The 21,223-nt window shown below is 66.0% G+C and carries 20 protein-coding genes; 7 read left to right on the top strand and 13 right to left on the bottom strand.

From position 1 onward, the window contains the following. Positions 1–77 precede the first annotated feature (77 nt). From DMP03_RS09300 to DMP03_RS09290, 3 genes are all read right to left on the bottom strand, one after another. Complete coding sequence (locus tag DMP03_RS09300; RefSeq protein ID WP_152120402.1) at positions 78–1,538, bottom strand: NCS2 family permease; 1,461 nt, start codon at positions 1,536–1,538, stop codon at positions 78–80. A 150-nt stretch (positions 1,539–1,688) separates the two neighbouring features. Then, on the bottom strand, positions 1,689–2,399 hold the full coding sequence (locus DMP03_RS09295) for a phosphoribosyltransferase family protein (RefSeq protein WP_152120401.1): 711 nt from the start codon (positions 2,397–2,399) through the stop codon (positions 1,689–1,691). A 72-nt stretch (positions 2,400–2,471) separates the two neighbouring features. Next, positions 2,472–2,723: a hypothetical protein gene (locus tag DMP03_RS09290; protein ID WP_152120400.1), complete on the bottom strand. Its 252-nt coding sequence runs from the start codon at positions 2,721–2,723 to the stop codon at positions 2,472–2,474. 76 nt (positions 2,724–2,799) lie between these two features. Here DMP03_RS09290 and DMP03_RS09285 point away from each other — a divergent pair, with 76 nt between their 5' ends. From DMP03_RS09285 to DMP03_RS14325, 4 genes are all read left to right on the top strand, one after another. Next, the gene (locus tag DMP03_RS09285) at positions 2,800–4,530 is read left to right on the top strand and encodes an excinuclease ABC subunit C (RefSeq protein WP_152120399.1); all 1,731 of its coding nucleotides are present in this window, start codon (positions 2,800–2,802) and stop codon (positions 4,528–4,530) included. Positions 4,531–5,137: 607 nt separating this feature from the next. Next, positions 5,138–5,866: a tetratricopeptide repeat protein gene (locus DMP03_RS09280; RefSeq protein WP_152120398.1), complete on the top strand. Its 729-nt coding sequence runs from the start codon at positions 5,138–5,140 to the stop codon at positions 5,864–5,866. A 2-nt stretch (positions 5,867–5,868) separates the two neighbouring features. Then, positions 5,869–6,159: a DUF424 domain-containing protein gene (locus DMP03_RS09275; RefSeq protein ID WP_152120470.1), complete on the top strand. Its 291-nt coding sequence runs from the start codon at positions 5,869–5,871 to the stop codon at positions 6,157–6,159. Between the two features lie 22 nt (positions 6,160–6,181). Next, positions 6,182–6,349, top strand: coding sequence for a hypothetical protein (locus DMP03_RS14325; RefSeq protein ID WP_172967117.1), 168 nt, complete (start codon positions 6,182–6,184; stop codon positions 6,347–6,349). Here the strand turns inward: DMP03_RS14325 and DMP03_RS09270 are convergent. Continuing rightward, positions 6,333–7,703 carry an MFS transporter gene (locus tag DMP03_RS09270; RefSeq protein ID WP_152120397.1) on the bottom strand — a complete coding sequence of 457 codons (1,371 nt, stop codon included), beginning with the start codon at positions 7,701–7,703 and terminating at the stop codon, positions 6,333–6,335. The two genes, DMP03_RS14325 and DMP03_RS09270, sit on opposite strands and share 17 nt — an antisense overlap. A 70-nt stretch (positions 7,704–7,773) precedes the next feature. On the opposite strand from DMP03_RS09270, the gene DMP03_RS09265 reads away from it, so the two are divergent. After that, entirely contained in the window at positions 7,774–8,235 is a 462-nt protein-coding gene (locus tag DMP03_RS09265; RefSeq protein WP_152120396.1) for a phosphate-starvation-inducible PsiE family protein, read from the top strand. 26 nt (positions 8,236–8,261) lie between these two features. On the opposite strand, the gene mutL is transcribed toward DMP03_RS09265, so the two are convergent. Beyond that, on the bottom strand, positions 8,262–10,202 hold the full coding sequence (mutL, locus tag DMP03_RS09260; RefSeq protein WP_152120395.1) for a DNA mismatch repair endonuclease MutL: 1,941 nt from the start codon (positions 10,200–10,202) through the stop codon (positions 8,262–8,264). Between the two features lie 101 nt (positions 10,203–10,303). On the opposite strand from mutL, the gene DMP03_RS09255 reads away from it, so the two are divergent. Then, entirely contained in the window at positions 10,304–11,320 is a 1,017-nt protein-coding gene (locus DMP03_RS09255; protein WP_172967116.1) for a hypothetical protein, read from the top strand. Here DMP03_RS09255 and DMP03_RS09250 read toward each other — a convergent pair. The 5 genes from DMP03_RS09250 to DMP03_RS09230 are packed head-to-tail and all read right to left on the bottom strand — an operon-like array spanning position 11,310 to position 16,182. Then, positions 11,310–11,594 carry a hypothetical protein gene (locus DMP03_RS09250; protein ID WP_152120393.1) on the bottom strand — a complete coding sequence of 95 codons (285 nt, stop codon included), beginning with the start codon at positions 11,592–11,594 and terminating at the stop codon, positions 11,310–11,312. The two genes, DMP03_RS09255 and DMP03_RS09250, sit on opposite strands and share 11 nt — an antisense overlap. Further along, on the bottom strand, positions 11,591–12,460 hold the full coding sequence (pstB, locus tag DMP03_RS09245; protein WP_152120392.1) for a phosphate ABC transporter ATP-binding protein PstB: 870 nt from the start codon (positions 12,458–12,460) through the stop codon (positions 11,591–11,593). The genes DMP03_RS09250 and pstB overlap by 4 nt, the downstream gene beginning before the upstream one ends. Positions 12,461–12,479: 19 nt before the next feature. Then, positions 12,480–14,117: a phosphate ABC transporter permease PstA gene (pstA, locus tag DMP03_RS09240; RefSeq protein WP_152120391.1), complete on the bottom strand. Its 1,638-nt coding sequence runs from the start codon at positions 14,115–14,117 to the stop codon at positions 12,480–12,482. Position 14,118: 1 nt separating this feature from the next. After that, positions 14,119–15,078 carry a phosphate ABC transporter permease subunit PstC gene (pstC, locus tag DMP03_RS09235; protein WP_152120390.1) on the bottom strand — a complete coding sequence of 320 codons (960 nt, stop codon included), beginning with the start codon at positions 15,076–15,078 and terminating at the stop codon, positions 14,119–14,121. A 51-nt stretch (positions 15,079–15,129) separates the two neighbouring features. Then, positions 15,130–16,182 carry a PstS family phosphate ABC transporter substrate-binding protein gene (locus DMP03_RS09230; RefSeq protein WP_152120389.1) on the bottom strand — a complete coding sequence of 351 codons (1,053 nt, stop codon included), beginning with the start codon at positions 16,180–16,182 and terminating at the stop codon, positions 15,130–15,132. A gap of 311 nt (positions 16,183–16,493) precedes the next feature. Here DMP03_RS09230 and DMP03_RS09225 point away from each other — a divergent pair, with 311 nt between their 5' ends. Continuing rightward, entirely contained in the window at positions 16,494–16,937 is a 444-nt protein-coding gene (locus DMP03_RS09225; RefSeq protein ID WP_152120388.1) for a peroxiredoxin, read from the top strand. A 1-nt stretch (position 16,938) separates the two neighbouring features. On the opposite strand, the gene DMP03_RS09220 is transcribed toward DMP03_RS09225, so the two are convergent. Genes DMP03_RS09220 through DMP03_RS09210 form a run of 3 tightly spaced genes read right to left on the bottom strand, consistent with a single transcriptional unit; the run spans position 16,939 to position 21,200 of the window. Further along, a complete protein-coding gene (locus tag DMP03_RS09220) occupies positions 16,939–17,691 on the bottom strand; it encodes an SDR family NAD(P)-dependent oxidoreductase (protein ID WP_152120387.1) in 753 nt (250 codons plus the stop codon). 56 nt (positions 17,692–17,747) lie between these two features. Continuing rightward, positions 17,748–20,387 carry a DNA mismatch repair protein MutS gene (gene mutS, locus DMP03_RS09215; RefSeq protein WP_152120386.1) on the bottom strand — a complete coding sequence of 880 codons (2,640 nt, stop codon included), beginning with the start codon at positions 20,385–20,387 and terminating at the stop codon, positions 17,748–17,750. Positions 20,388–20,435: 48 nt separating this feature from the next. After that, positions 20,436–21,200 (bottom strand): SDR family NAD(P)-dependent oxidoreductase, encoded by a 765-nt coding sequence (locus tag DMP03_RS09210; protein WP_152120385.1) that lies wholly within the window; start codon positions 21,198–21,200, stop codon positions 20,436–20,438. Positions 21,201–21,223 lie beyond the last annotated feature (23 nt).

Below are 21,223 nucleotides of genomic sequence, written 5' to 3'. Positions count from 1 at the left end.
GGGACCCACGCCAGCATTAACTTACTGATAGCCGACGAGTTACCCGGTGACGACGGTCGCCAGGCACGGTCGTTCGTTCAGCCGCCGATAGCCGAGAGGACGCCGCCCGTACGGACGATGAAGTAGATGACGAACAGCGCGGCGAGTAGGACCTGCAGCGGCCGGATGTCCTCGAACTCGCCGGCTGCGGCCTTCACGATGGGGTAGGTGATGATGCCCGCCGCGATGCCGTAGCCGATGTTGTACGTGAACGGCATGATGAGGACGGTCATCCCTGCCGGGGCGGCGTGGGTCACGTCGTCCCACTGGATGTCGGTGAGGTTGCCGAGCATGATGACCGCGACGACGACCAGCGCGATGTGGCTGGCGTACAGCGGGATGAAGGCCGCGAGCGGGACGAGGACGAGCGACCCGAGGAACAGCAGCGCGACGACGAGCGCCGTCATCCCGGTGCGGCCGCCCTCCTCGACGCCGGTCGCGGACTCGATGTACGTCGTCACCGTCGAGGTGCCGAGCATCGCGCCGACGGTGGTGCCGATACCGTCCGACAGTAGAGGTTTCTCTATCTCGGGGAGGTCGCCGTTCTCATCGAGGAAGCCTGCGGCCTGCCCGACGCCCGTGAGCGTCCCCGCGGTGTCGAAGAAGTCCACGAAGAAGAACGTGAACACGACGAGCGAGAACGCGAACGCGTCGAGGTTCGCGGCCGGGTCGCCGACGAGGCCCGAGACGAACGCGCCGGCGAGCGGCCGGATGTCGTAGTCGGGACTCGTCAGCGCGCTCGCATCGAAGCCACCCTGCTGTATCGCGGGCGAGGCGACGACGCCGGGCTGGACGAGACCGGCGAAGGTGACGACGACGCCCGCCAGGGTGGTCGCGAGGATGCCGATGATGATTGAGCCGCGGACGCCGCGGGCGTACAGCGCGAAGGTGAAGAACAGCCCGACGACGGAGAGGATGGCGACGGGATCACTCGCCACCCCGCCGAGCGTGATGTACGTCGCCGGGTCGTTGACGACGATGCCCATCGCCTCCAACCCGATGATGGCGAGGAACGCGCCGATACCGGCTCCGACGGCGAACTTCACCGGCTCCGGGAACGCCTCGATGACGTACTTGCGGACGCCGGCGACCGTCAGGAGGACGAAGATGATGCCCTCCACGAAGACGGCCGCGAGCGCCGTCTGCCATGGGACGCCGAGCGACCCGACGACGGTGAACGCGAAGAAGGCGTTTAGCCCGAGGCCGGGGGCCTGTGCGAATGGCCGGTTCGCGTACAGCGCCATGACGAGCGTCGCCGTGAACGCCGAGAGGATGGTGATGACGGCGAGTTTCTGCTCGATCTGTCCCGCCGAGAGCCCCTGGATGGCGATGCCGTCGAGGAACTCCGTCTCCGGCTGGTCGGTCATGATAGAGGGGTTCACCACGACGATGTACGACATCGTCAGGAACGTCGTTATCCCCGCCCGTATCTCCCTGTCGAGGTTCGTTCCGTGCTCGGCGAACCCGAAGTACTCACCGAGGGTCTCGCGGATGCCCATGTGGGCAGCACTGCGGGCAGGGTCGTGTTAAGATTTCTCTTCTTATTCGCGTTATTATACACAAGTATGGATAGTCGTGCGGTAGCGCATGACGAGGTTCTCAGACAGCGCGACGACGCTTAACCGCCGAGAATACCGGCCGTCACCGGCTCACAGCGTCGTGAGCGCCCCAACCGGCGCATCGACGCGCGTCTTGGCGCGGTCGATACCTTCCTCGCCGGCCGCGATGAGCGCGAACACGCCCGACACGTCTGCGCCGGCGCGCTCGGTGATGTCGAGGAGGAGTTCCTGCGTCTCGCCCGACCGGATGAGGTCGTCGACGACGAGGACGCTGTCGCCCGCATCGATAGCGCGGGCTGGGAGATAGTAGGTGAGTTCGATACCCGAATCGAGCCGCTGGCGCGATTCGATGAACTCCTCGACTGCGGTTTCCTTCGATTTCTTCGCGTACGCGACGGTCGCGCCGAAGTGCGCCGCCATCGCGGCCGCGAGCGTAATCCCGTCCGTCGCGGCCGTCAAGACCACGTCCGGCGTCTCGAAGTCGAAGCTCTCGCCGGCCACGGGCGCGACGAGTTCGAGCAGCGACTGGTCGAAGACGACGCGGGAGTTGTCGATGTAGCCGTCGTCGTCGTGGCGGATGCGCGCTTCGAGCTCGGCTTCGAGCGTGTCGCGGCCGACGCCCCCCACGACGGCTTCGGCGCGCTCGACGCCCGGCAGGACGTGCCCGTTGACGTAGCGATTCAGGTCACCCGCGGGAAGTCCCGTCTCGGCGGCGAGTTCGTCGTACGTCCGGGTCTCTTTCAGCGTCCGCAACACGTCGACCGCCTGCAGCTGCAGGGCGGCCTTCTCTGCACGGTTCATGCAGCTATGCGTCGTTGTGCAACTATGGGGGTTACGGTCTCTTTCAACCGTGAGCTATTCACTCTCGTGGTGTCAGAGCTCGTCGTCGGGGTCGTGGTCGCTCCGGACGCGCTCGACCTCCTGTCGGTAGCGCTCGGGGTCGTCCGCGGCCGAGAGGTCGGTCTCGTCCACGTCCGTGGCGGCGGTCACCGTCACGGCACCGTTGCGAATCGCGGTGATCGGCACCTCCTTGCGGTTGATCTGCTCGCCGTCCGGGGTCGCGTAGACGAGCGTGATGAGATTCCGCGAGCCGTAGTCCCGTTCGACGAGCCAACACTGGACCATACTCTTGGTCGCGCCCCCCGACAGTTCACCCTACCGGTCGCGACACGCTGAAAGCCGCCAGCCCCCTACGGCGGCTGTGAACACCGACGCCGTGCGCGAGCGGGCGAGCGACCTCCCCGACAAGCCCGGCGTCTACCAGTTCGAGCGCGGAGACGCGGTCTTGTACGTCGGGAAGGCCGTCGACTTGCGTGACCGCGTTCGCTCCTACGCCGACCCCCGGGGCGAGCGAATCCGCCGGATGGTCGCGCGCGCAGAGCGCATCGACTTCTCCGTCACGGAGACGGAGACGCAGGCGCTCTTGCTCGAGGCGAATCTCATCAAGCGGTTCCAGCCGAAGTACAACGTCCGGCTGAAAGACGACAAATCCTACCCACTGGTCCAACTGACGGACCACGAGTACCCCCGCATCGAGGTGACGCGCGACCCCGACGACGCCGCGACCGTCTTCGGTCCGTACACGGACAAGGGCCGGGTCGAGACCGTCGTGAAGGCGCTGCGCGAGACGTTCGGCGTCCGCGGCTGCTCGGATTACAAGTTCGACGGCCGCGACCGCCCGTGTCTCGACTACGAGGTCGGTATCTGTACCGCCCCCTGCGTGGATGAAATCGACGCCGACTCGTATCTCACCGACGTGGATTCGGTCCGTCGATTCCTGGACGGGGAGACGGGCGTGCTCGCGGAGCCGATGGAGCAGGCGATGCAGACGGCCGCGAGCGAACAGGAGTTCGAGCGCGCGGCGAATCTCCGCGACCGACTCTCCGTCGTGGAGTCGTTCCACGAGGGCGGCGCGGCGGCGATACAGAGCGACGCGCCCGAAGAGCGGGTCGCCGTGCTCGGAGTGAGTATCGAAGGGAGCGACGCCACCGTCGCGCGCCTCGTCAGCGAGCGCGGCAAGCTGGTGGACCGCGAGCGCCACCGCGTCGCCGCCAGCGAGGTGCGCGAGGTCGCCCCCTTGCTGTCGGCGTTCCTCCCGCAGTTCTTCGCCGAGCGAGACCTCCCCGACGCAGTTCTCCTGCCCGAGCGCCCCGACGACGAGGACGTGCTCGCGTGGCTGGACCGCGAGGGCACGGACGTTCGCGTGCCGGGCGCGGGCCGTGAGGCCACGCTCGTCGACCTCGCGCTCAAGAACGCGCGCCGACAGACCGGCCGCCGCGACGAGTGTGCCCGACTCGCCGAGGCGCTCGGTCTCGACGCCGCCGACCGAATCGAAGGGTTCGACGTGAGCCACGCACAGGGGAAGGCGGTCGTCGGCTCGGACGTGTGTTTCCTCGACGGCGACGCCGAGAAGTCGGATTACCGGCGCAAGAAGCTCACCGACGAGAACGACGACTACGCGAACATGCGCCGACTGCTCCGGTGGCGCGCGGAACGCGCCGTCGAGGGTCGCGACGACCGCCCCGACCCGGACCTCCTGCTCATCGACGGCGGCGAGGGACAACTGGACGCCGCGCGCGAGGCCCTCGACGCCGTGGGGTGGGAGGTGCCCGCTATCGGGCTCGCGAAGGACGAAGAACTCGTCGTCACGCCCGACCGCACCTACGACTGGGCGTCGGACGCCGACCACCTGCGGCTCCTCCAGCGCGTGCGCGATGAGGCCCACCGCTTTGCCGTCGCCTACCACCAGCAGGTCCGCGACGAGGTCTCGACCACGCTCGATGATCTGCCGGGAGTCGGCCCTGAACTCCGGAAGCGGCTGCTCCGTCGGTTCGGAAGCGTCGAGGGAGTTCGCGCCGCGAGTGAGTCGGAACTCGGAGACGTGAAGGGGGTCGGCCCGTCCACCGCGGCGACGATTTCGGCCCGATTGTGACGGTGGGTCGGATTAGTATACCGACCAGCACCGCGCTGTTTGGCCTGAATTCGACAGCACCACCCTGATAGCTTGGCATCGGGGAAACCGCACCGCGACCGCAGCGGTCGCGTCGCGCCACGAGGGCGCGATGGACCGCACCAACCTTTCCCCACACCGCACACGCGCCAGAGGCGCGGTGCGGTAGGCCACCGCCTCGGTTGCTCAATCGAGCGACGCGGTGCGGTGGCATGGCCCGAGCGCGCTTGTCGCGCGAGCCAGCGTGAGGTCGTCGCGAGACCACCGAGCGACGGCGTGTCGGCGCTCGCGCTGACAGCGGATGGGCGACCGTAGGGAGCGAATCGGTTGGGGAGGCGTGTGGGCGGTTCGGGTGGACTGAACGGAGTCCTGAAGGCTGCCACGGCAGACTTCAGGGTCAGCACGACGCTGCGCGTCGTGCCCAGACGGGTGTGTCGCGTTTACTCGGTCGGGACTTTCCGGCTGTTCACAACAGAGCAGTCAGAGCAGTCGAAATCAGAGCCGTCCGAACAACACAGATAGTCCCCATATCTCGGAACGTCGTACAGTGGACGTAGCCCTTTTGCCGTTCAACACCCCAACGAAGACAATGACCGACGAGCACGACGACCATCAGTTCTCGGAAGGTGAGGGATTCGACGACCCCTACGAGGGGTTCGACCTCGACCCGCCCGAACTCAGCGTCGACCCCGGGCAGGTGGACCCGGTCGACTCACGCGTCATCGCGGACACGCTCGACCGTCGCCAGACGGTCGCCGAAGACGTCGACGCGGACGAACTCATCGACGTTGGACTCTCGTACATGGGAATCCAGCGGTACGAGCAGGCGGTCGACACCTTCGACCGCGTGGCCCAGTTCACCGACGACGACTCCGTTCGACAGGAAGCGTGGGTGAACAAGGGAGCCGCCCACGCTGAACTCGAGGAGTGGGAGGCGGCCATCGACTCCTACCGCGAGGCGCTGTACATCGACGCCGAGGGGGAGCACGCGGCGGCCGCAGAGACGAATCTCGCGTACGCGCTCTGGGAGGACGGCCGCACGGAACAAGCGCTCGAACACGCCGAAAACGCCGTCCAGCTCGACTCGCGGAACCCGCAGGCGTGGTACAACCGCGGCTTCTTTCTGCTCGAACGTGGGCTGGCCGAAGAGGCGGTCAACGCCTTCGAGAACGCCCAGCGGCTCGGCTTCCGGTCGCCGGAACTGCTCGAAGAGCTCGCGCGCGCCTACGAGAAGACCGGGCAAGAAGAGCGTGCCGAGGAGCTGGTCGACGAAGCAGAGGAAGTGCGCCAGCAGCGTGAGGAGGAGATGGTGCGGTGAGCATGCTGCTCGTCGAGCGGGAGACGCCAGAAGGCGTGCTCGTGTCCGTCTGTGACGCAGACGACCTCGGCGAAACGTTCGAGGCGGGGGAGGTGTCGATTACCGTCGACCCCGACTTCTACGACGGCGAACCGGCCGACGAGAGCGAGGTGACGGCGGCGCTCGCCCGGTGTACGGTGGCTAATCTCGTCGGCACACGGACGGTCGAGGTGGCAATCGAGGCGGGTTACGTGGCCGAGGAGAACGTCTTGGAGTTCGACGGGAGCCGCCACGCCCAGTATCTCCAGCTGTAGTCGGCGATTATTTGTTATCTCGATGAACACTCCGCCAAGGGCCGCAGTCACCCCCCAGACGTATCTCGTCGCCTCCATCGCTGCGGCCCACGGCTGGGACGTCAAGGTGCGCGAGCGCGATGACGGTGGGACGCGCATCGAGGTGACGGGCGTCGAGATGCCACAGACGCGGCTCATGCAGACGAGCTGAACCGCTCGCCGTAGCGCGCGAAGACGAGGACGCCGACCAGTCCGACGGCCGTCGCGGTCGCGAACGCGACGGTCGGCGAGCGCGCGTACAGGATGCCGCCGACGAGCGCCGACGGTATCGTGAGCGTGTTCCGGATGAGATAGTAGCTCCCCGTCGTTCGACCGGCGGCGTCGCGCTCGGTCGGTCCCGCGATGAGTGCCTTGTGTGCCGGCAGGCCGGCGAATCGAAGCCCGGAGAAGGCGAACAGGAGGACGAACAGCGCCGCCGGCGGAACCCGCGTCCCGGCGATGACGAGTCCGTCCGTCGGCGCGAACACGAGCAGCGCCGGAAACGACGCGTACACGAGGAAGCCGAGACCGACCGCCGATTTCAGCCCGGCGCGGTCTGCCAGCCGCGAGACGGGGAGCATGCTCACGACCGCGACTGCCATCTCGACGGCGAGCAAGACACCGAAGAAGGCCGCCGGTGACAGCGACCCGACCAGCGGTATCGCGACCGGGCCGGCGAGTGCCGCTTCGACGTAGACGACGAAGAAGACGTACACCATCCCGTTGGCGAATCGGACGAGCGTGTCGGCCGCGAGCAAGGGCGGGAGTTCCGAGGGGAGCGAGCGAAAGTCGGCGAGGACGGTCCCGACGCCGGCAAACGAGTCACCCAGCGAGTCGGCCGACGCGTCGTACAGGAGATGCTGGACGAGCGTGCCGACGAGCGCGAACGCGGCCGCGCCGGCGAGCACGACCCGGAAGCCGCGCTCGAACTCGAAGACGGACAACGCGGCGGCGACGAGTAACGGGCCGACGAGGAAGGCGAGCCGACGCAGAGTCTCGGGGGCCGCAAAGCCCGCCGCAAGCTCGCCGGGCCCGCTCGCCTGCCGGACGACGGCGAAGGTCGCACCTAGGCCGAACGACTTCCAACACTGGACCAGAAACAGCCCGACGAACAGCAGGACGGGAATCGTCAGCGAGGGGACGCCGACGGGACCGACCGCGAGCGCGGGGGTCACGAGCGGGGGGATCGCGCCGGCGACCGCCCACAGCCCGAACCCGACCGCAGAGAGCAGGCCAAAGAGCGTGAGCGCGCGCCGCGAGCCGATACGGTCGCTGACGACACCGCCCGGATACGGGTAGACCGCCGAGATGAGATTGCCGAGTGAGCCGAACAGCCCGACGACGACTGGGCCGGCACCGAGCGCATAGAGGTACGCCGCCATGTACTGGTTCGTTCCCTGATAGCCGAGCGAGAAGGCAAACATCGCGAGCGAGAGCACGAGCACGTCACGTTCGAGCGCGAGAAACTGCCGCGCGGCCGCGAACACGCCCGTCTCGACCGTGACCCGGTCGTCGATATCGCCCATACGAATCCCTCGGACGGGTAATTACTGGGTTTTTCCCCGGAACTATCAGTGTGGCAGTCTGAAACCACGTATGGATTACGACCGGCTCATCGAACCGTCACAGAAGGGGATACATCTGGCCGAAATCGCCACCGCGTATATCCTCATGGGGCTGTTCATCATCGGGGTCGGCGACCTGCTCATCCGTATCGCGGAGGCCACCTACGACTCGGTGCAGCCGGGAGCGCCGGCCGGAATCGCCGACCCGCAAGTCGTCGTCGACTTCATCGACACTGCCCTACTGTTGTTCATCATCGTTGAAATCTACCAGACGGTCGTCGCCTACACCCGCGAGGGGGACGTGGTCCGTATCGTCATCATCGCGGCGCTCATCGCCGTCTCCCGGAAGATAATCAGCTTCCGGCCCGGCGACGTCATCGGCACCGACGACCTGATGTTCGCCGGCACGTTCGCCATCCTGCTTTTGGTGTTGACGCTCGCGCTTTACGTCCTCCGGACGACCGATGACGAGAGCGACGAGGAACGCGCGTGAGTCGGTAGCTGGCTCGTACAGGCCGTCTAGCTGTGGCCCGGATAGTCCCGCTCGAACCGATTTTCGATCTCCTCACGGCCCACCTCGATGACGACCGGTCGCCCGTGCGGGCAGGCGTAGGGGTTCTCACAGTCGTCGAGCGCGGCGAGCAGGTCCGTCACCGTCCCCTCCGTGAGCGATGTGTTCCCCTTGATCGAGGGGTAACAGGCGAGGTCCCCGAGCAGGTCATCGACGGCCCGCTCGACGGTGCGCTCGGGGTCGCCGTCGGCGAAGTCGTCGATCAGCGAACGGACGAGTTCCGGACCCGAAACGTCGGCCAGCGGCGCGGGCACCGTCGAGACGCGGAGGGTTCGCTCGCCCGTGAGCGTCGTCGTGAACCCCAGCTGTGCGAGCACCTCGCTGGCCGGGTCAGCGAGGGCAGCCTCCTTCGCCGTCAGGGAGAGGTCGACCGGCTCCGCGAGCGTCTGTGTCACCACCTCGCCGGCGAATCGCTCGCGCAGGCGCTCGAAGTTCACCCGCTCGTCGGCGGCGTGTTGGTCCACGAGCACGAGTCCGTCGTCGGTCTCCGCGACGACGTAGGTGTCGTGGAGCTGGCCGAGCACGTGCATCGACGGGAGCCGGTCGAACTCCGGGGCGGGGTCGCTCCCGTCGACCGTCGTCTGCGTCGCCGGCTCGCGGAACCGACGGCGCGCCGGCTCGCGTGACTCTGTGCTGTCGTCCGTCGGTTCGGCGTGCCAGGCCGGCGTTTCGGCGTCGTCGGTCGCGCTCGATGAAGCGGGCTCGCTCGCTACCGAATCGCTCGGGCTCGACTCGCGACCCTCCGACTCGGAACCCGTCGTGTCAGCGTCGACAGAGCGCGTCGCCGTGGTGTCACTCTCCGGGGTGTCGCGACCGTCGCGTTCACCGGGTGAAATCTCGGTCTGTGCGGCCTTCGACCGACCGCGGGGCGCACTCGTTCGGAGCAGGCCCGCGTCGAGCAGGGCCGATTCGACGGCCCCGCGCACCTGCCGTGTCATTCCGTCCTCGTCGGCGAAGCGAACCTCCAGCTTCCGGGGGTGGACGTTCACGTCGACGGTCGCCGGGTCGACGTCGAGGTCGATGACGGCGAAGGGGTAGCGGTCGCCGGCGAGCTGGCGGTCGTACGCCTCGACGACGGCGTCCCGGACGGCGGTGGCCGTCACCCACCGACCGTTGACGAAGACGTTGACGTACTCGCGGGTGGCGCGGTTCGTCTCCGGGTGCGACACCATCCCGCCCACGTCGGCGAGCGGGCCAGGCTCGTCGGTCCCGTCGACGGGAACCATGTTCGCGGCCACGTCGCGGCCGTAGACGGCCATAATCGCGGAGCGTCGGTCGCCCCGGCCCTCGGTCGCGAACGTCTCGCGGTCGCCGTGGGTGAGCGAGACGGCGATGTCGGCGTTCGCGAGCGCGTAGCCGGAGACGACGCTGTTGACGTGGCTGAACTCCGTCGCCTCGCTCTTGAGGTATTTCCGGCGTGCGGGCACGTTGTAAAAGAGGTCCTCGACCACGACGGTCGTCCCCTCCGGGCAGCCGACGGTCTCCTGCCGGACGACATTCCCCCCCTCGACGCGGAGCTGTGCACCCTTGCTCGCGCCCGGTTCGCGCGACCGGACGGTGAGCTTCGAAACGGCACCGATGGCGTGGAGCGCTTCGCCGCGGAAACCGAGGCTCGCGACCCCGCCTTCGAGGTCGTCGATGTCGCGAATCTTCGAGGTTGCGTGTTCCGTGACGGCGAGTTCGAGATCGTCGGGCGACATCCCGGAGCCGTCGTCGCGCACCTCGATGCGCTCGGTGCCGCCGGCCGCGACGGTCACGTCGATGCGACCAGCGCCGGCGTCGACGCTGTTTTCGACCAGCTCCTTGACGACGGAGGCGGGCCGTTCGACCACCTCGCCGGCGGCGATACGGTCCACCGTCGCGTCGTCGAGCCGGCGGATGTTGGTCATACGGGATGGGTGTGGCCCGCAGGTATCAATCCCGCGCCCGAGTTTGGTATGCGACAGCAAGGCTCACGGTAACGTATATATCGTTCGGTGGAACTGCGGATATGGCTCGACTGGCCGACCACTACGAGCAGCTACGGAGCGAGGACGGGTGTAGGCGAGTGACGTTCGGGGCCGGTGACCGACCGGCGTCGTGGCTCGCACGGAAATTCGTCGCCGCAGACGGTGTCACGGGCGGGCTGGCAGACGAGGGGACGCTGGTGACGACTGGTGTCGGGATGACCGGTCCACCACATCTGGGCACGCTCGGACAGTTGCTCACCGTCGCACAGCTACAGCAGGTCGGCGTCGATACTCAGTTCGTACTCGCCGACCTCGAACCGTACCACGGCGGCCACTCGCTGGACGAGGTCAGACGACTCGCCGAGCGGTTCCGTGCGTTCGCACACGACTGCGGTATCGACTCCGAGAGTGGGCGGCTTCGCACGCAGGAGGAGGCCCGGGACGTGATGCACACTGCACAGCTGCTCGCACCGGACTACGACGGGAGCCACTGGAAAGAGTTAGAGCCGACAGCATGGGAGCGTCGGGTGAAGCAGGCGTACGAACACTCCGCGAAAGAGCCATCGAACGCGACCTCCGACGCGGCGGTAACACACAGTGCAGTGTTACACTTGGCGGACTTCGTGCATCCACTGCGCGACGGGTACGACCGGGTCGTGTTGGCGCTCGGTGCGGATGAGCGTGGACTGCTCCCGGCGGCGCGATCGCTGCTGGCAGACGCGCCGGTGACGGGAACGATTGCTGGACTTCACGCTCGGATGATTACCGGACTGGGCGATACACCGAGGATGGGCCGCAGCCTCCCGAGGTCGGCGATTCACCTCGGAATGGACGAGTCGCGGATTCGCACGCGGCTCACGGAGCCGGAGACGGATGTCGACGAGCCGAGCGAGTCGCTGGTGTTTCAATCGATGTGTCTCGCCTCGACGCACGACGGCGACCAGCTCGCCGAACTGGAACAGGCGTGTCGCGAGAACACGAAGCTGTGGGAACGAGCACGAGCGCGCTACGCGGACTTCGTCTGTGACCGCGCTCGGGCGTGGCAGGCTACTGCGTAGCCGCTATGTGCGCCACCGCCTCTTCGCGGGTCATCCCGCGAACGCCACAGACACAGGAGAACAGCTCAGGTTCGGGCGGGTCGACGCGTTCACGCTCGGTTTCGACGAGGTCGCCGTCCTCGTAGCGGAAGCCGATTCGGACACTCGCCTGGACGACCGACTCGATGCGGTGGTCGTCGTTCAGGTCGGGATTGTGAATCTCCGCCTCGTGGTCGGCCTGCATCGACGCCTTCCACTCGTCGAGCGTCGCTTCGGGGTCGCGGTCGTCGGTCATCCGAACTTGCCGGTGATGTAATCCTCGACGCGGTCGGAGCTCGGATTCTTGAACACCTCGTCCGTGTCGCCGAACTCCACGAGTTCGCCGCCGGTGAGGAACACCGCCGTCTTGTCGGAGATGCGGGCCGCCTGCTGCATGTTGTGGGTGACGATGATGACCGTGTACTCCTCCGCGAGGTCGGCGATGAGGTCCTCGATCTTCGAAGTTGCGACGGGGTCCAGTGCGGAGGCCGGCTCGTCCATCAGAATGACTTCCGGGTCGGGCGCGATGGCGCGAGCGATACAGAGTCGCTGCTGTTGGCCACCCGAGAGGTCGAGCCCCGACTCGTGGAGCTGGTCTTTCACCTCGTCCCACAGCGCCGCGCGGCGCAGCGACTCTTCGACGATTTCGTCGTAGTCTCCGTCGACGCCCTGGATTTCGAGTCCGTAGGCGACGTTCTCGTAGATGGACTTCGGGAACGGGTTCGGCGTCTGGAACACCATGCCGACGCGCCGGCGGAGCGCGACCGGGTCCACGTCGTCGTCGTAGACGTTCTTGTTCCGCAAGAAGAGGTTTCCTTCGACGCGTGCGGCGGCGATGAGGTCGTTCATCCGGTTGATACACCGGAGGAAGGTTGATTTCCCACAGCCCGAGGGACCGATCATCGCGGTAACGCGGTTTTCCGGAATCTCCAGGGAGATGTCATTCAGCGCCTGCGCGTCGTTATAAAACACGTTGACGTTCTCTGCCCTGACGACAGTTTCGGTGCTTGCGACCCGCTGGTCGCGCGACTGGACGCTCGCGCTCACATCGGTCTGGATGGCGAGGTCGTCGTCCGTCGGGTCGACAGTGCCACCGTCGGTTCGTCCGTCATCGCCGCTCATTGGTGTGTACTCATACTGATTACTCAAACTTGTTACGCAGCACGATTGCGACGGAGTTCATCGAGAGCAGGACGCTCACGAGCACGACCACACCTGCCGGGACCGCACGCTGGTAGAACTCTGGGGTGGCGTACAGGCTCGACCACGCGAACACCTGCAGTGGCATCGCCGAGACTTTCGACGAGAGGTCCGCCGGGAGCGAGAACAACACGTCGGGTGCGCCGATCATGATAAGTGGCGCGGTTTCGCCGATAGCACGGCCGAGTGCGAGAATCGTCCCCGTGAGGACCCCCGAGAACGAGCGGGGAAGGATGACGTTCTTCACCGTCTGCCACCGGGTCGCGCCCATTCCGTACGACGCCTGCCGGAGCTCGTTCGGGACCGACCGAATTGCCTCCCGAGAAGAGATGATGACGATGGGGAGAATCAACAGGGCGAGCGTCGCGCCACCGACCAGTACCGTCCCGCTCGGCTGTCCAAAGTAGCGCACGAACACGCCCAGTCCGAGCAGCCCGTACACGACGGACGGGACGCCCGCGAGATTGGAGATGTTCACGTCGATGAGCCGGGTTAGCTTGTTGTCCGGAGCGTACTCCTCGAGGTAAATCGCCGCGCCGACACCGAGCGGGAACGAGAGCACGGCGACAGTAAGCATCAGCAGGATGGAGCCACCGATCGCGGGATACAGTCCGGCGTCGATTGCATTTCGGCTGTGCGCACTGGTGAGGAACTGCCAGTCAACCCAGGCCTGTGGTCCGGCGTATCCGAGTGTACGAACGGCGACCGCACCCAGGAGCGACCCACCGAAGACCGCCCCCGGGAGCGCGAGTCCGACTCTGTCGTGAGGTCGCGACAACGCCGTCGTCGTGACGTACGTCATTGTCGGCAACAGTACGACCGATGCGAGTACGGTCGCCGGAACGGGGGTGATGCCAGCAGTCGGCGCAGCGGTCGCCGCGATAGCGACAGCGACCAGCCCCACCGCCACGATTGCGGTTGCGGTCCGGTCGTCGACGAGCTGGCGGGCGTAGTAGCGGACGACGACAGCGACGGGAAGTGTAAACGTCGCAAACAGCAGCATCCAGTCGACCGGGAGAACCGGTATCGACGCGACGGCGCTGCCGACACCGGGGAGTAGCTGACCGGTGCCGACCACGCTACGTAGTGGGCCGGGCACGCCGAACAGCGAGACGTAGTACAGGATGACGGCGACCGCAAGCAGTTCGAGCGGCGACCGGTTCGAGACGCGAGCGATGGCGACGACAGCTGCCGTCGGAACAGCGAGCGTGAGCACGGCGGCGGCCCACGTGATGGAGTCGACGATATCGACGAAGATGAGAGACAGGCCACCGGCGAACATCGTGGTAACGACGGCGAGACCGATAGTGCCGACGCCGACGGCAGCCGCCGACTGATTCCGGCTCGCGAGGTACCCGCCGACGGCGAGCGTCGGAACGACGAGCGTTGCGAAGAACGTCAGGTGCCAGCCTGGGTCGGCAGTCAACGGCTGGATGGCGTCGTTGGCGACGAACAACAACAGGATGACCAAAGCGACGATGCCGATGAGCGTCGCGGCCAACAGGAGATAGCGGAAAACCGTTCCGACTGTCCGGCTGACCTGCCCGAATCCGTCGATGGTGCGGTCTTCGGTTGCCATCTCAGTACTCCTCTCGATACCGTTGTGTGATAACGTCGCTGATGATATTCATCGTGAGTGTGAGGACAAACAGCGTGAGTCCGATGGCGAACAGACTCCGATACGCCAGCCCACCGCCGGTAATGTCGCTGAGCAATAACTGAATCATCGCAGCCGTCATCGGAAGTGCACCCTCAAGATACGACGTCGGGTCCCACGGCGGGAGGAAGTTCGCTTGTGACCCCGCTGCGACGGTCACTGCCATCGTCTCCCCGATTGCCCGCGAGAGCGCGAGAATAAACGACGAGAAGATGCCCGATAAGGCGGCAGGGACGACGATGCCAGTGGACACGTCGAACTTCGTCGCGCCCATCCCGTAGCCGGCCTGCTTGAGTTCGTCCGGAACGGCCGACATCGCGTCCTCGCTGATGGAGGCTACCATCGGGATAATCATGATACCGACGACGGTACTCGCCGCGGCGAGATTAAACGTCCCCGTGTCGGGCAACAGCGTCTGGATAGCGGGAGTGATGTAGATGAGTGCAAAGAAGCCATACACGACCGTCGGGATGCCCGCGAGTACCTCGAGTGCCGGCTTCAGGATGCTTCTCGCCCGCGTCGAGGCGTACTCGCTGAGGTAAATCGCCGTCGCGACGCCGAGCGGAATCGAGATAACACCTGCACCGACTGTGATGAGGATAGTCGCCGAGACGAGAGCGAGGACACCGTACTCACCACTGCCGACCTGCCAGGTCGTCCCGGTCAGGAAATCGACCATCGAGACCGTCTCGCCGGCGAATCCGACGAGGGGTGCAGTCACCGAAAAGAACTTGGCCGCCTCACTCACGAGTAAGACGACGATGCTGGCGGTCGTAACGACGGACAGGGCCGCACAGATGAAAAAGAACACCCGTGTTAGTAGCTCCGGTGGGGCGTTCTTCGTGTTGCGGGTCAACTCCGCCGAGATGTCATCGGTGCCCATTTCTATATAGGTTGGCTTGCTCGTACGTGGAAAAACACTTCGTTCGTCGGCTCAGTCGTTCGCGCGCTCGATAGCGTCCTCGAGCGTCGACATCTGCTCGGCCTGCTGGTCGTCGGTCAGCGGGACGTAGCCGACATCTCCCGCGACGAGGTCCTGGTTGGTCGTGTTCTCGACGAAGAAGCGAGCGTACTCTGCGATGTGGTCTTCTGACAGCGCCGACACCTTCGGGTAGGTGAACAGCGGTCGCGACAGCGGCGTGTACTCGCCTGTGCGTGCGGTCTCCAGCGACGGTTCGACCGGTCCGTCGCCGTCGTCGATTGCCACCGCCTGGACGCGATCGGAGTTCTCGGTGTAGTACGCGAAGCCGAGATAGCCGATCGCGTACTCCGACCCTTCGACGCCCTGCACGATGGTGCGGTCCTGTTCGGTGCCGGAGTAATCCTGGCGGTGCCCTGGACCCTCCTCACCGAGGACGGACTCAATGAAGTAGTCGTACGTGCCCGACGCGTCAGACGGCCCGAACAGCTCGATATCCTGGTCGGGCCAGTCGCTGTTCACGTCGCTCCACTGCTGGGGTTGCGTCTCTGCAGACCAGAGGTCCGCGAGCTGGTCCACGGTCAGCTCCGTCGCCCAGTCGTTGTCGTTGTTGACGATGACGGTCAGCGCGTCTGTCGCGACGGTCAGCTCGACCGGCTCCACGCCGTTGGATGAACACTGCTCTTCTTCCTCGGGCTTAATCGGACGAGATGCGTTGTTGAAGTCCGTATCGCCGACACAGAAGAAGTTCGCGAAGCCACCACCCGAGCCGGTCGACTGAACGTTGATGTTCACTTCGGGGTTGTCTTCTTGGAAGATTTCACCGAGGGCGGTCGACAGTGGGAACACCGTCGAAGAGCCGGCGATGTTGATGGTCCCAGACAACGGCTGCCCGGTCGCCGTCGAGTCGGAGTCGTCAGAGTCGTCGGACCCTCCAGAGCCGCCGGAGCCTCCGGAACTCCCGCCGTCGTTGTTCTGCGTACATCCCGCCAGGCCGGCCGCGCCGACTGCACTCGATGTAAGCAGGAACTTGCGCCGCGACACACCGCTGGACAGGTCACGTGTCATCACCAAATGCTACCTCAGTACTGAGTAAAGCAGTTTATATTATCCCTCCCACCAGCTATGTTTACCTCATTTAGCTGCCGTGTAACACACCATGATATATATTCCTATATAATTTAGCAGTTCGTAACTCCGACGCCGTATATGAATTTTTTGAATTTCGGGCCGTTGTAAGGATGAGTTGTGTGCCGCTGGTGCTCGACACGGGGGAAACGAACATGAATGAGGGGAAATCATACAGGCGTCGGCGGCAAGACGATGCAGTGAGATTCGGACACCCGAACCAATATATAGGTTCCACCCTGGAATGTGGTATGCTCACAGTCGGCGACGCGGCACCGGAGATTCGTGCGAAGAACCAACACGGCGAGGACGTGGCGCCCGCCTTCGAGGAGCCGACGGTCGTCTACTTCTATCCGAAAGACTTCACCGGCGGGTGTACCATCGAAGCCAACGAGTTCCAAGACGCCCTGCCGGAGTATCGCGACTCGGGAATCACCGTCTACGGCGTCTCAATGGACGATACGGAGTCGCATGCCGACTTCGCTGAGGAACACGGCTTGGAGTTCGAACTGCTCGCCGACCCGGATGGAACGGTGGCAGAAGCGTTCGGTCTCGATACGAGCGAGGGATACACCGAACGGCTGACCTTCGTGCTCAACGGTGAGGAGGTCGTCGCGACGTACGACCCGGAGATGGCAGACCCCGCAGGCCACGCGCGTGAAGTGCTGGACGAGACGCGCGCGCTCGCCGAGTAAGCTACTCCTGTTGGGTCGGGCGAATCAGCATCTCGTTGATGCTGACGTGTTGTGGCTGGGAGACCGCGAACCGAATCGAGCGCGCGATGTCGACGCTCTGGAGCGGTTCGATTGAGTCGGCCCACGCCCGCGCGCCCTGCTTGATTTCTTCGTCCGGGATGTGGTCTGCGAGTTCCGTCTCCACCAGCCCCGGCTCGATGATAGTGGTACGGATCCCGTCGTCGGTGAGGTCCTGGCGTAACCCCTCGGTGAAGCCGTTGACGCCGAACTTCGTGGCGTTGTAGCCGCCCGCGGTCGCGGACGCGCTCCGGCCCGCGACCGACGAGATGTTGACGATGTGGCCCGACTGCTGGTCTTCCATCACGGAGAGGGCGGCGTGGGTGGCGGTCATCAGCCCGAGCAGATTCACCTCGACCATCTGGTGCCAGTCGTCGAGGTCGGCGGTCTGGGCCGCTTCGAGCAGCATGACGCCGGCGTTGTTGACGAGGATGTCGAGTCGACCGAACGTCTCGACCGTCTCGTCGACCATCGCCTGGACCTGCTCTCGGTCGGTCACGTCCGTCGGGACGACGAGCACGTCGCCGCCGTCGGCCTCGATGCGCTCGGCGAGGGCTTCGAGTTCAGCCTCACGCCGGGCGGCGACGGCGACGCTCGCCCCCGCCTCAGCGAGGAGTTCCGCCGTCGCCTCGCCGATTCCGGAGGACGCGCCAGTCACGAGGGCGACCGCTCCATCGAGTGTAGCTGTGTCAGACACACCCGACAGCACGGTGACACGCACAAAGCGACTGTCGCAACCGGAGAGGAACCCCGCTACTCCTCTAATCGCGACTGCCACTCCTGGACCTGCCCGAGCAGTTCCACCGGCGAGGTCTCGGTTACGTCCACCTCCCGCAGGGCATCGAGGACAGCCTCGGCGTCGGGGTCGAGAGCCTGCGCCGGGGCCTCGCCGTCCTCGTCTCCGGCCTCGAACTGTCCGGAGGAGAGGTCGAAAGTGACCTGCGTGGTCTCGCTCGTCCCGTCTGCGGCCCGTCCGCGTACGTCGATGGCCTTGTCCTCGCGGAGGCGGTCGAGTACCTCGCGGGCGCGGTCCACGACCGGTCCGGGAACGCCGGCGAGGCTGGCGACGTGGATGCCGTACGAGCGGTCGGTCGCGCCCGGTTCGACCGTCCGGAGGAAGGTCACGTCGTCGCCCTCCCCGTCGGCCGCAACGTGAACGTTCTCCACGCCGGCGATGTGGTCTGCCAGGCGCGTGAGTTCGTGGTAGTGGGTCGCAAAGAGCACCTTCGGAGACGGCGAGTTCGGCTGTGCCGAGGAGAGATACTCCATCGCGGCCCACGCGATGGAGATACCGTCGTAGGTAGCCGTCCCCCGCCCCACTTCGTCGAGGATGACCAGCGAGTCGTCGCTCGCGGAGTGGAGGATGTTCGAGAGCTCCTGCATCTCCACCATGAACGTAGAGCGACCCTGCGCGAGTTCATCGAGCGCGCCGACGCGCGTGAACACTCCGTCGACGAGTCCGACGGTCGCGGCGTCGGCCGGGACGAACGAGCCGATCTGGGCGAGCAGGGTGACGAGCGCGGCCTGTCGCATGTACGTCGATTTCCCGCTCATGTTCGGGCCGGTGACGAGCAGGAACCGGCGGTCGCGGTCGAAGTGGAGGTCGTTTGGGACGAACTCGACTGACTGCTCGACGACGGGATGGCGGCCCGCCTCGACCGCGAGCACGTCCTCGTCGGTGAGTTCGGGACGGGCCCAGTCGTTGCCGGCGGCGTGGGTCGCGAGGGCGGCGTACACGTCGAGTTCGGCCAACGTCTCGCCGACCCCCTGACACAGCGGCGCGGCGGCGGCCACCTGCTCGCGAAGCTCCCGGAACAGTTCGTACTCCAGTTCGCCCCGCTGTTCTTCCAACTGCACTACGTCGCGTTCAGTCTCGCGGAGCTCCGGCGTGGTGAACCGCTGTGAGTTCTTCAGCGTCTTCACCGGTTCGTAGTGGTCGGGCACGTCGTCGGCGCTCGATTTCCCGACCTGAATGTAGTAGCCGTCGGTCTTGTTGCGGCCGACGCTGACGTGTGCAAGCCCGTGTTCTTTGCGCTCGCGCGCGGCCAGCGAGTCCAGCCAGTCGAGGGCTGTCTCGTGGCGCTCGACGAGCGCGGCCAGCTCCTCGTCGTATTCGGGACGAATCAACCCACCCTCGGTGAGCGTGGACGGCGGGTCGTCGGTAATCGCCTCCGCGAGGTCGTCGTGGAGCGAGCGGGCCGCCGCGCGGTCGAGGGAGTCGAGCACGTCGGCGACGGCCGAACCGGCCAGTCGCGGACTCGACTCGACCGCGTCCACGAGGTCGGGGAGGAGCGCGAGGGTGTCGCGAACCCGAAGCATGGCGGGGGCGTCGAGACTTCCGGACACGGCACGGGACGCCAGCCGTTCGAGGTCGTACGCGCCCGCCAGCGACTCGCGCAGGCGGTCTCGACCCATCGCGTCGGCGGCGAGCGCGCCGATAGCCTGCTGGCGGGCCTCGAGTTCTCCCCGGCGGCGAATCGGCCGCCCGAGCCACTCTTTCAGCAGGCGACCGCCGGCGCTCGTCTCGGTGTGGTCGAGGGTGTCGAACAGCGAGACGCCCCGCTCGGTCATCGGCTCCGTGAGTTCGAGGTTGCGCTGTGTCGTCGCGTCGAGGGTGACGTGGTCGTCGGGCGTGTAGGTCCGGAGTCGCGTGACCGACGCGAGCACGCCGGTCCCTGTCTCGTCGACGTACGCGAGCGCCGCGCCGGCCGCCTGCGTGGCCGCCTCGCCGTCGAGTCCGATGGCGTCGGCGGCGTCGCCGAACTGGTCGCGCAGTCGATGGTTCGCTCGGCCGGGCGCGAAATCGTCGGTCGCGTGCACCGTGAGCGTCGCGTCCAGCCGCTCGCGGATGCGGTCGAGAACGTCGTCGTCGCCCCGGAGGTCTGGCCCGGGGAGAATCTCCGTCGGCGCGAACCGGTACAGCTCGGTCAGGGCGCGCGACTCGCTGTCCTCGCCCTCGGTGGCAGTGACGTGGAAGCGCCCGGTCGTGATGTCGAGGAAAGCGAGTCCGAGGCCGTCGTCGCCGCGCACGACCGTCGCGAGGTACTGTGCGTCGTCGCCCGTCGGGTCGACGAGCGTGCCGGGCGTGACGACGCGGTCGATGCGGCGCTCGTGGCCGCCCTCGATTTCGTGTTGATCGGCGACGGCGACCCGGTAGCCCCGCTCGACGAGCGCCGTCAGATACGGCGTCAGGTCGTCAACCGGGACGCCGGCCATCGCGTACGACTCCCCGCCCGAGGAGCGTTCAGACACCTTCAGGTCGAGTTCCTCGCCGACGAACTCGGCGTCCTCGCCGAAGAACTCGTAGAAGTCGCCCATCTGCATCGCCAACACGTCGGCGTCGGCCTCGCGGCGCAAGTCGAGATACTCGCCGACGATTCCCTCCGCAGTCATACCTGTGCTGACGGGGTGGAAGGTATGAAACTGTGGATATGTGACTGGTTACGATGTGGAGAAGCCGCCGTCAACGCGCAGCCCCTCGCCGGTGATGTAGGAGGCCTCGTCGCTGGCGAGGAAAGAGATGGCGTCGGCAATCTCTTCGGGTTCGCCGAGTCGCCCGAGCGGGTACCGCTGGAGCATCAGCTTCTTGGCCTTCTCGGGGTCGTCGCGGGTCTCGAAGAAGTGGTTACCTAGTTCCGTGTTAGTGAAGGCGGGACAGACGGCGTTACACCGGACGCCCGACCGACCGGCCTCGGCGGCGACGGCGCGCGTGAAGTTCAACACCGCGCCCTTCGTGAGCGAGTAGACGCTCTGTTTCGGCAGCCCGTAGTAGGAGGCGAGCGAGCCGATGTTGACGATGTTGCCAGAGCCCTGTTCTTTCAGGTGAGGGAGCGCGGCGTGACAGCCGTTCCAGACGCCGCGGACGTTCACGTCGAAGACGAAATCGAAGGTCGACTGGTCGGTGTCCTCGACGTTCGAGGGGGGGTGGCCGACGCCCGCGTTGTTGACGACCACGTCGAGACCGTACTCCTCTGCGGTCGTGTCGATGGCGGCCTCGAACCCCTCGCGGTTCGTCACGTCGAGGCTCGTGAAGGTCGCCTCGCCGGGCGTCTCGTCGTTGATGTCGGCGGCGGTCGCCTCGCCGGTCTCGTCGTTCACGTCCGTGACGACGACGAAGGCCCCCTCGTTCGCGAATCGCTTTGCCGCCGCTTCGCCGATACCCTGTCCCGCACCCGTGATGAACACTGTTTGTTCGTCGTGTCGCATACGCATACAACCGAAGCCGGGCG

Origin of the sequence: Halosegnis rubeus (genome assembly GCF_009184545.1) — an archaeon.
Classification (GTDB): Archaea; Halobacteriota; Halobacteria; order Halobacteriales; family Haloarculaceae; genus Halosegnis; species Halosegnis rubeus.
The sequence above is the reverse complement of the archived record's forward strand: the minus strand, read 5'-3'. Positions and strand labels throughout refer to the sequence as shown.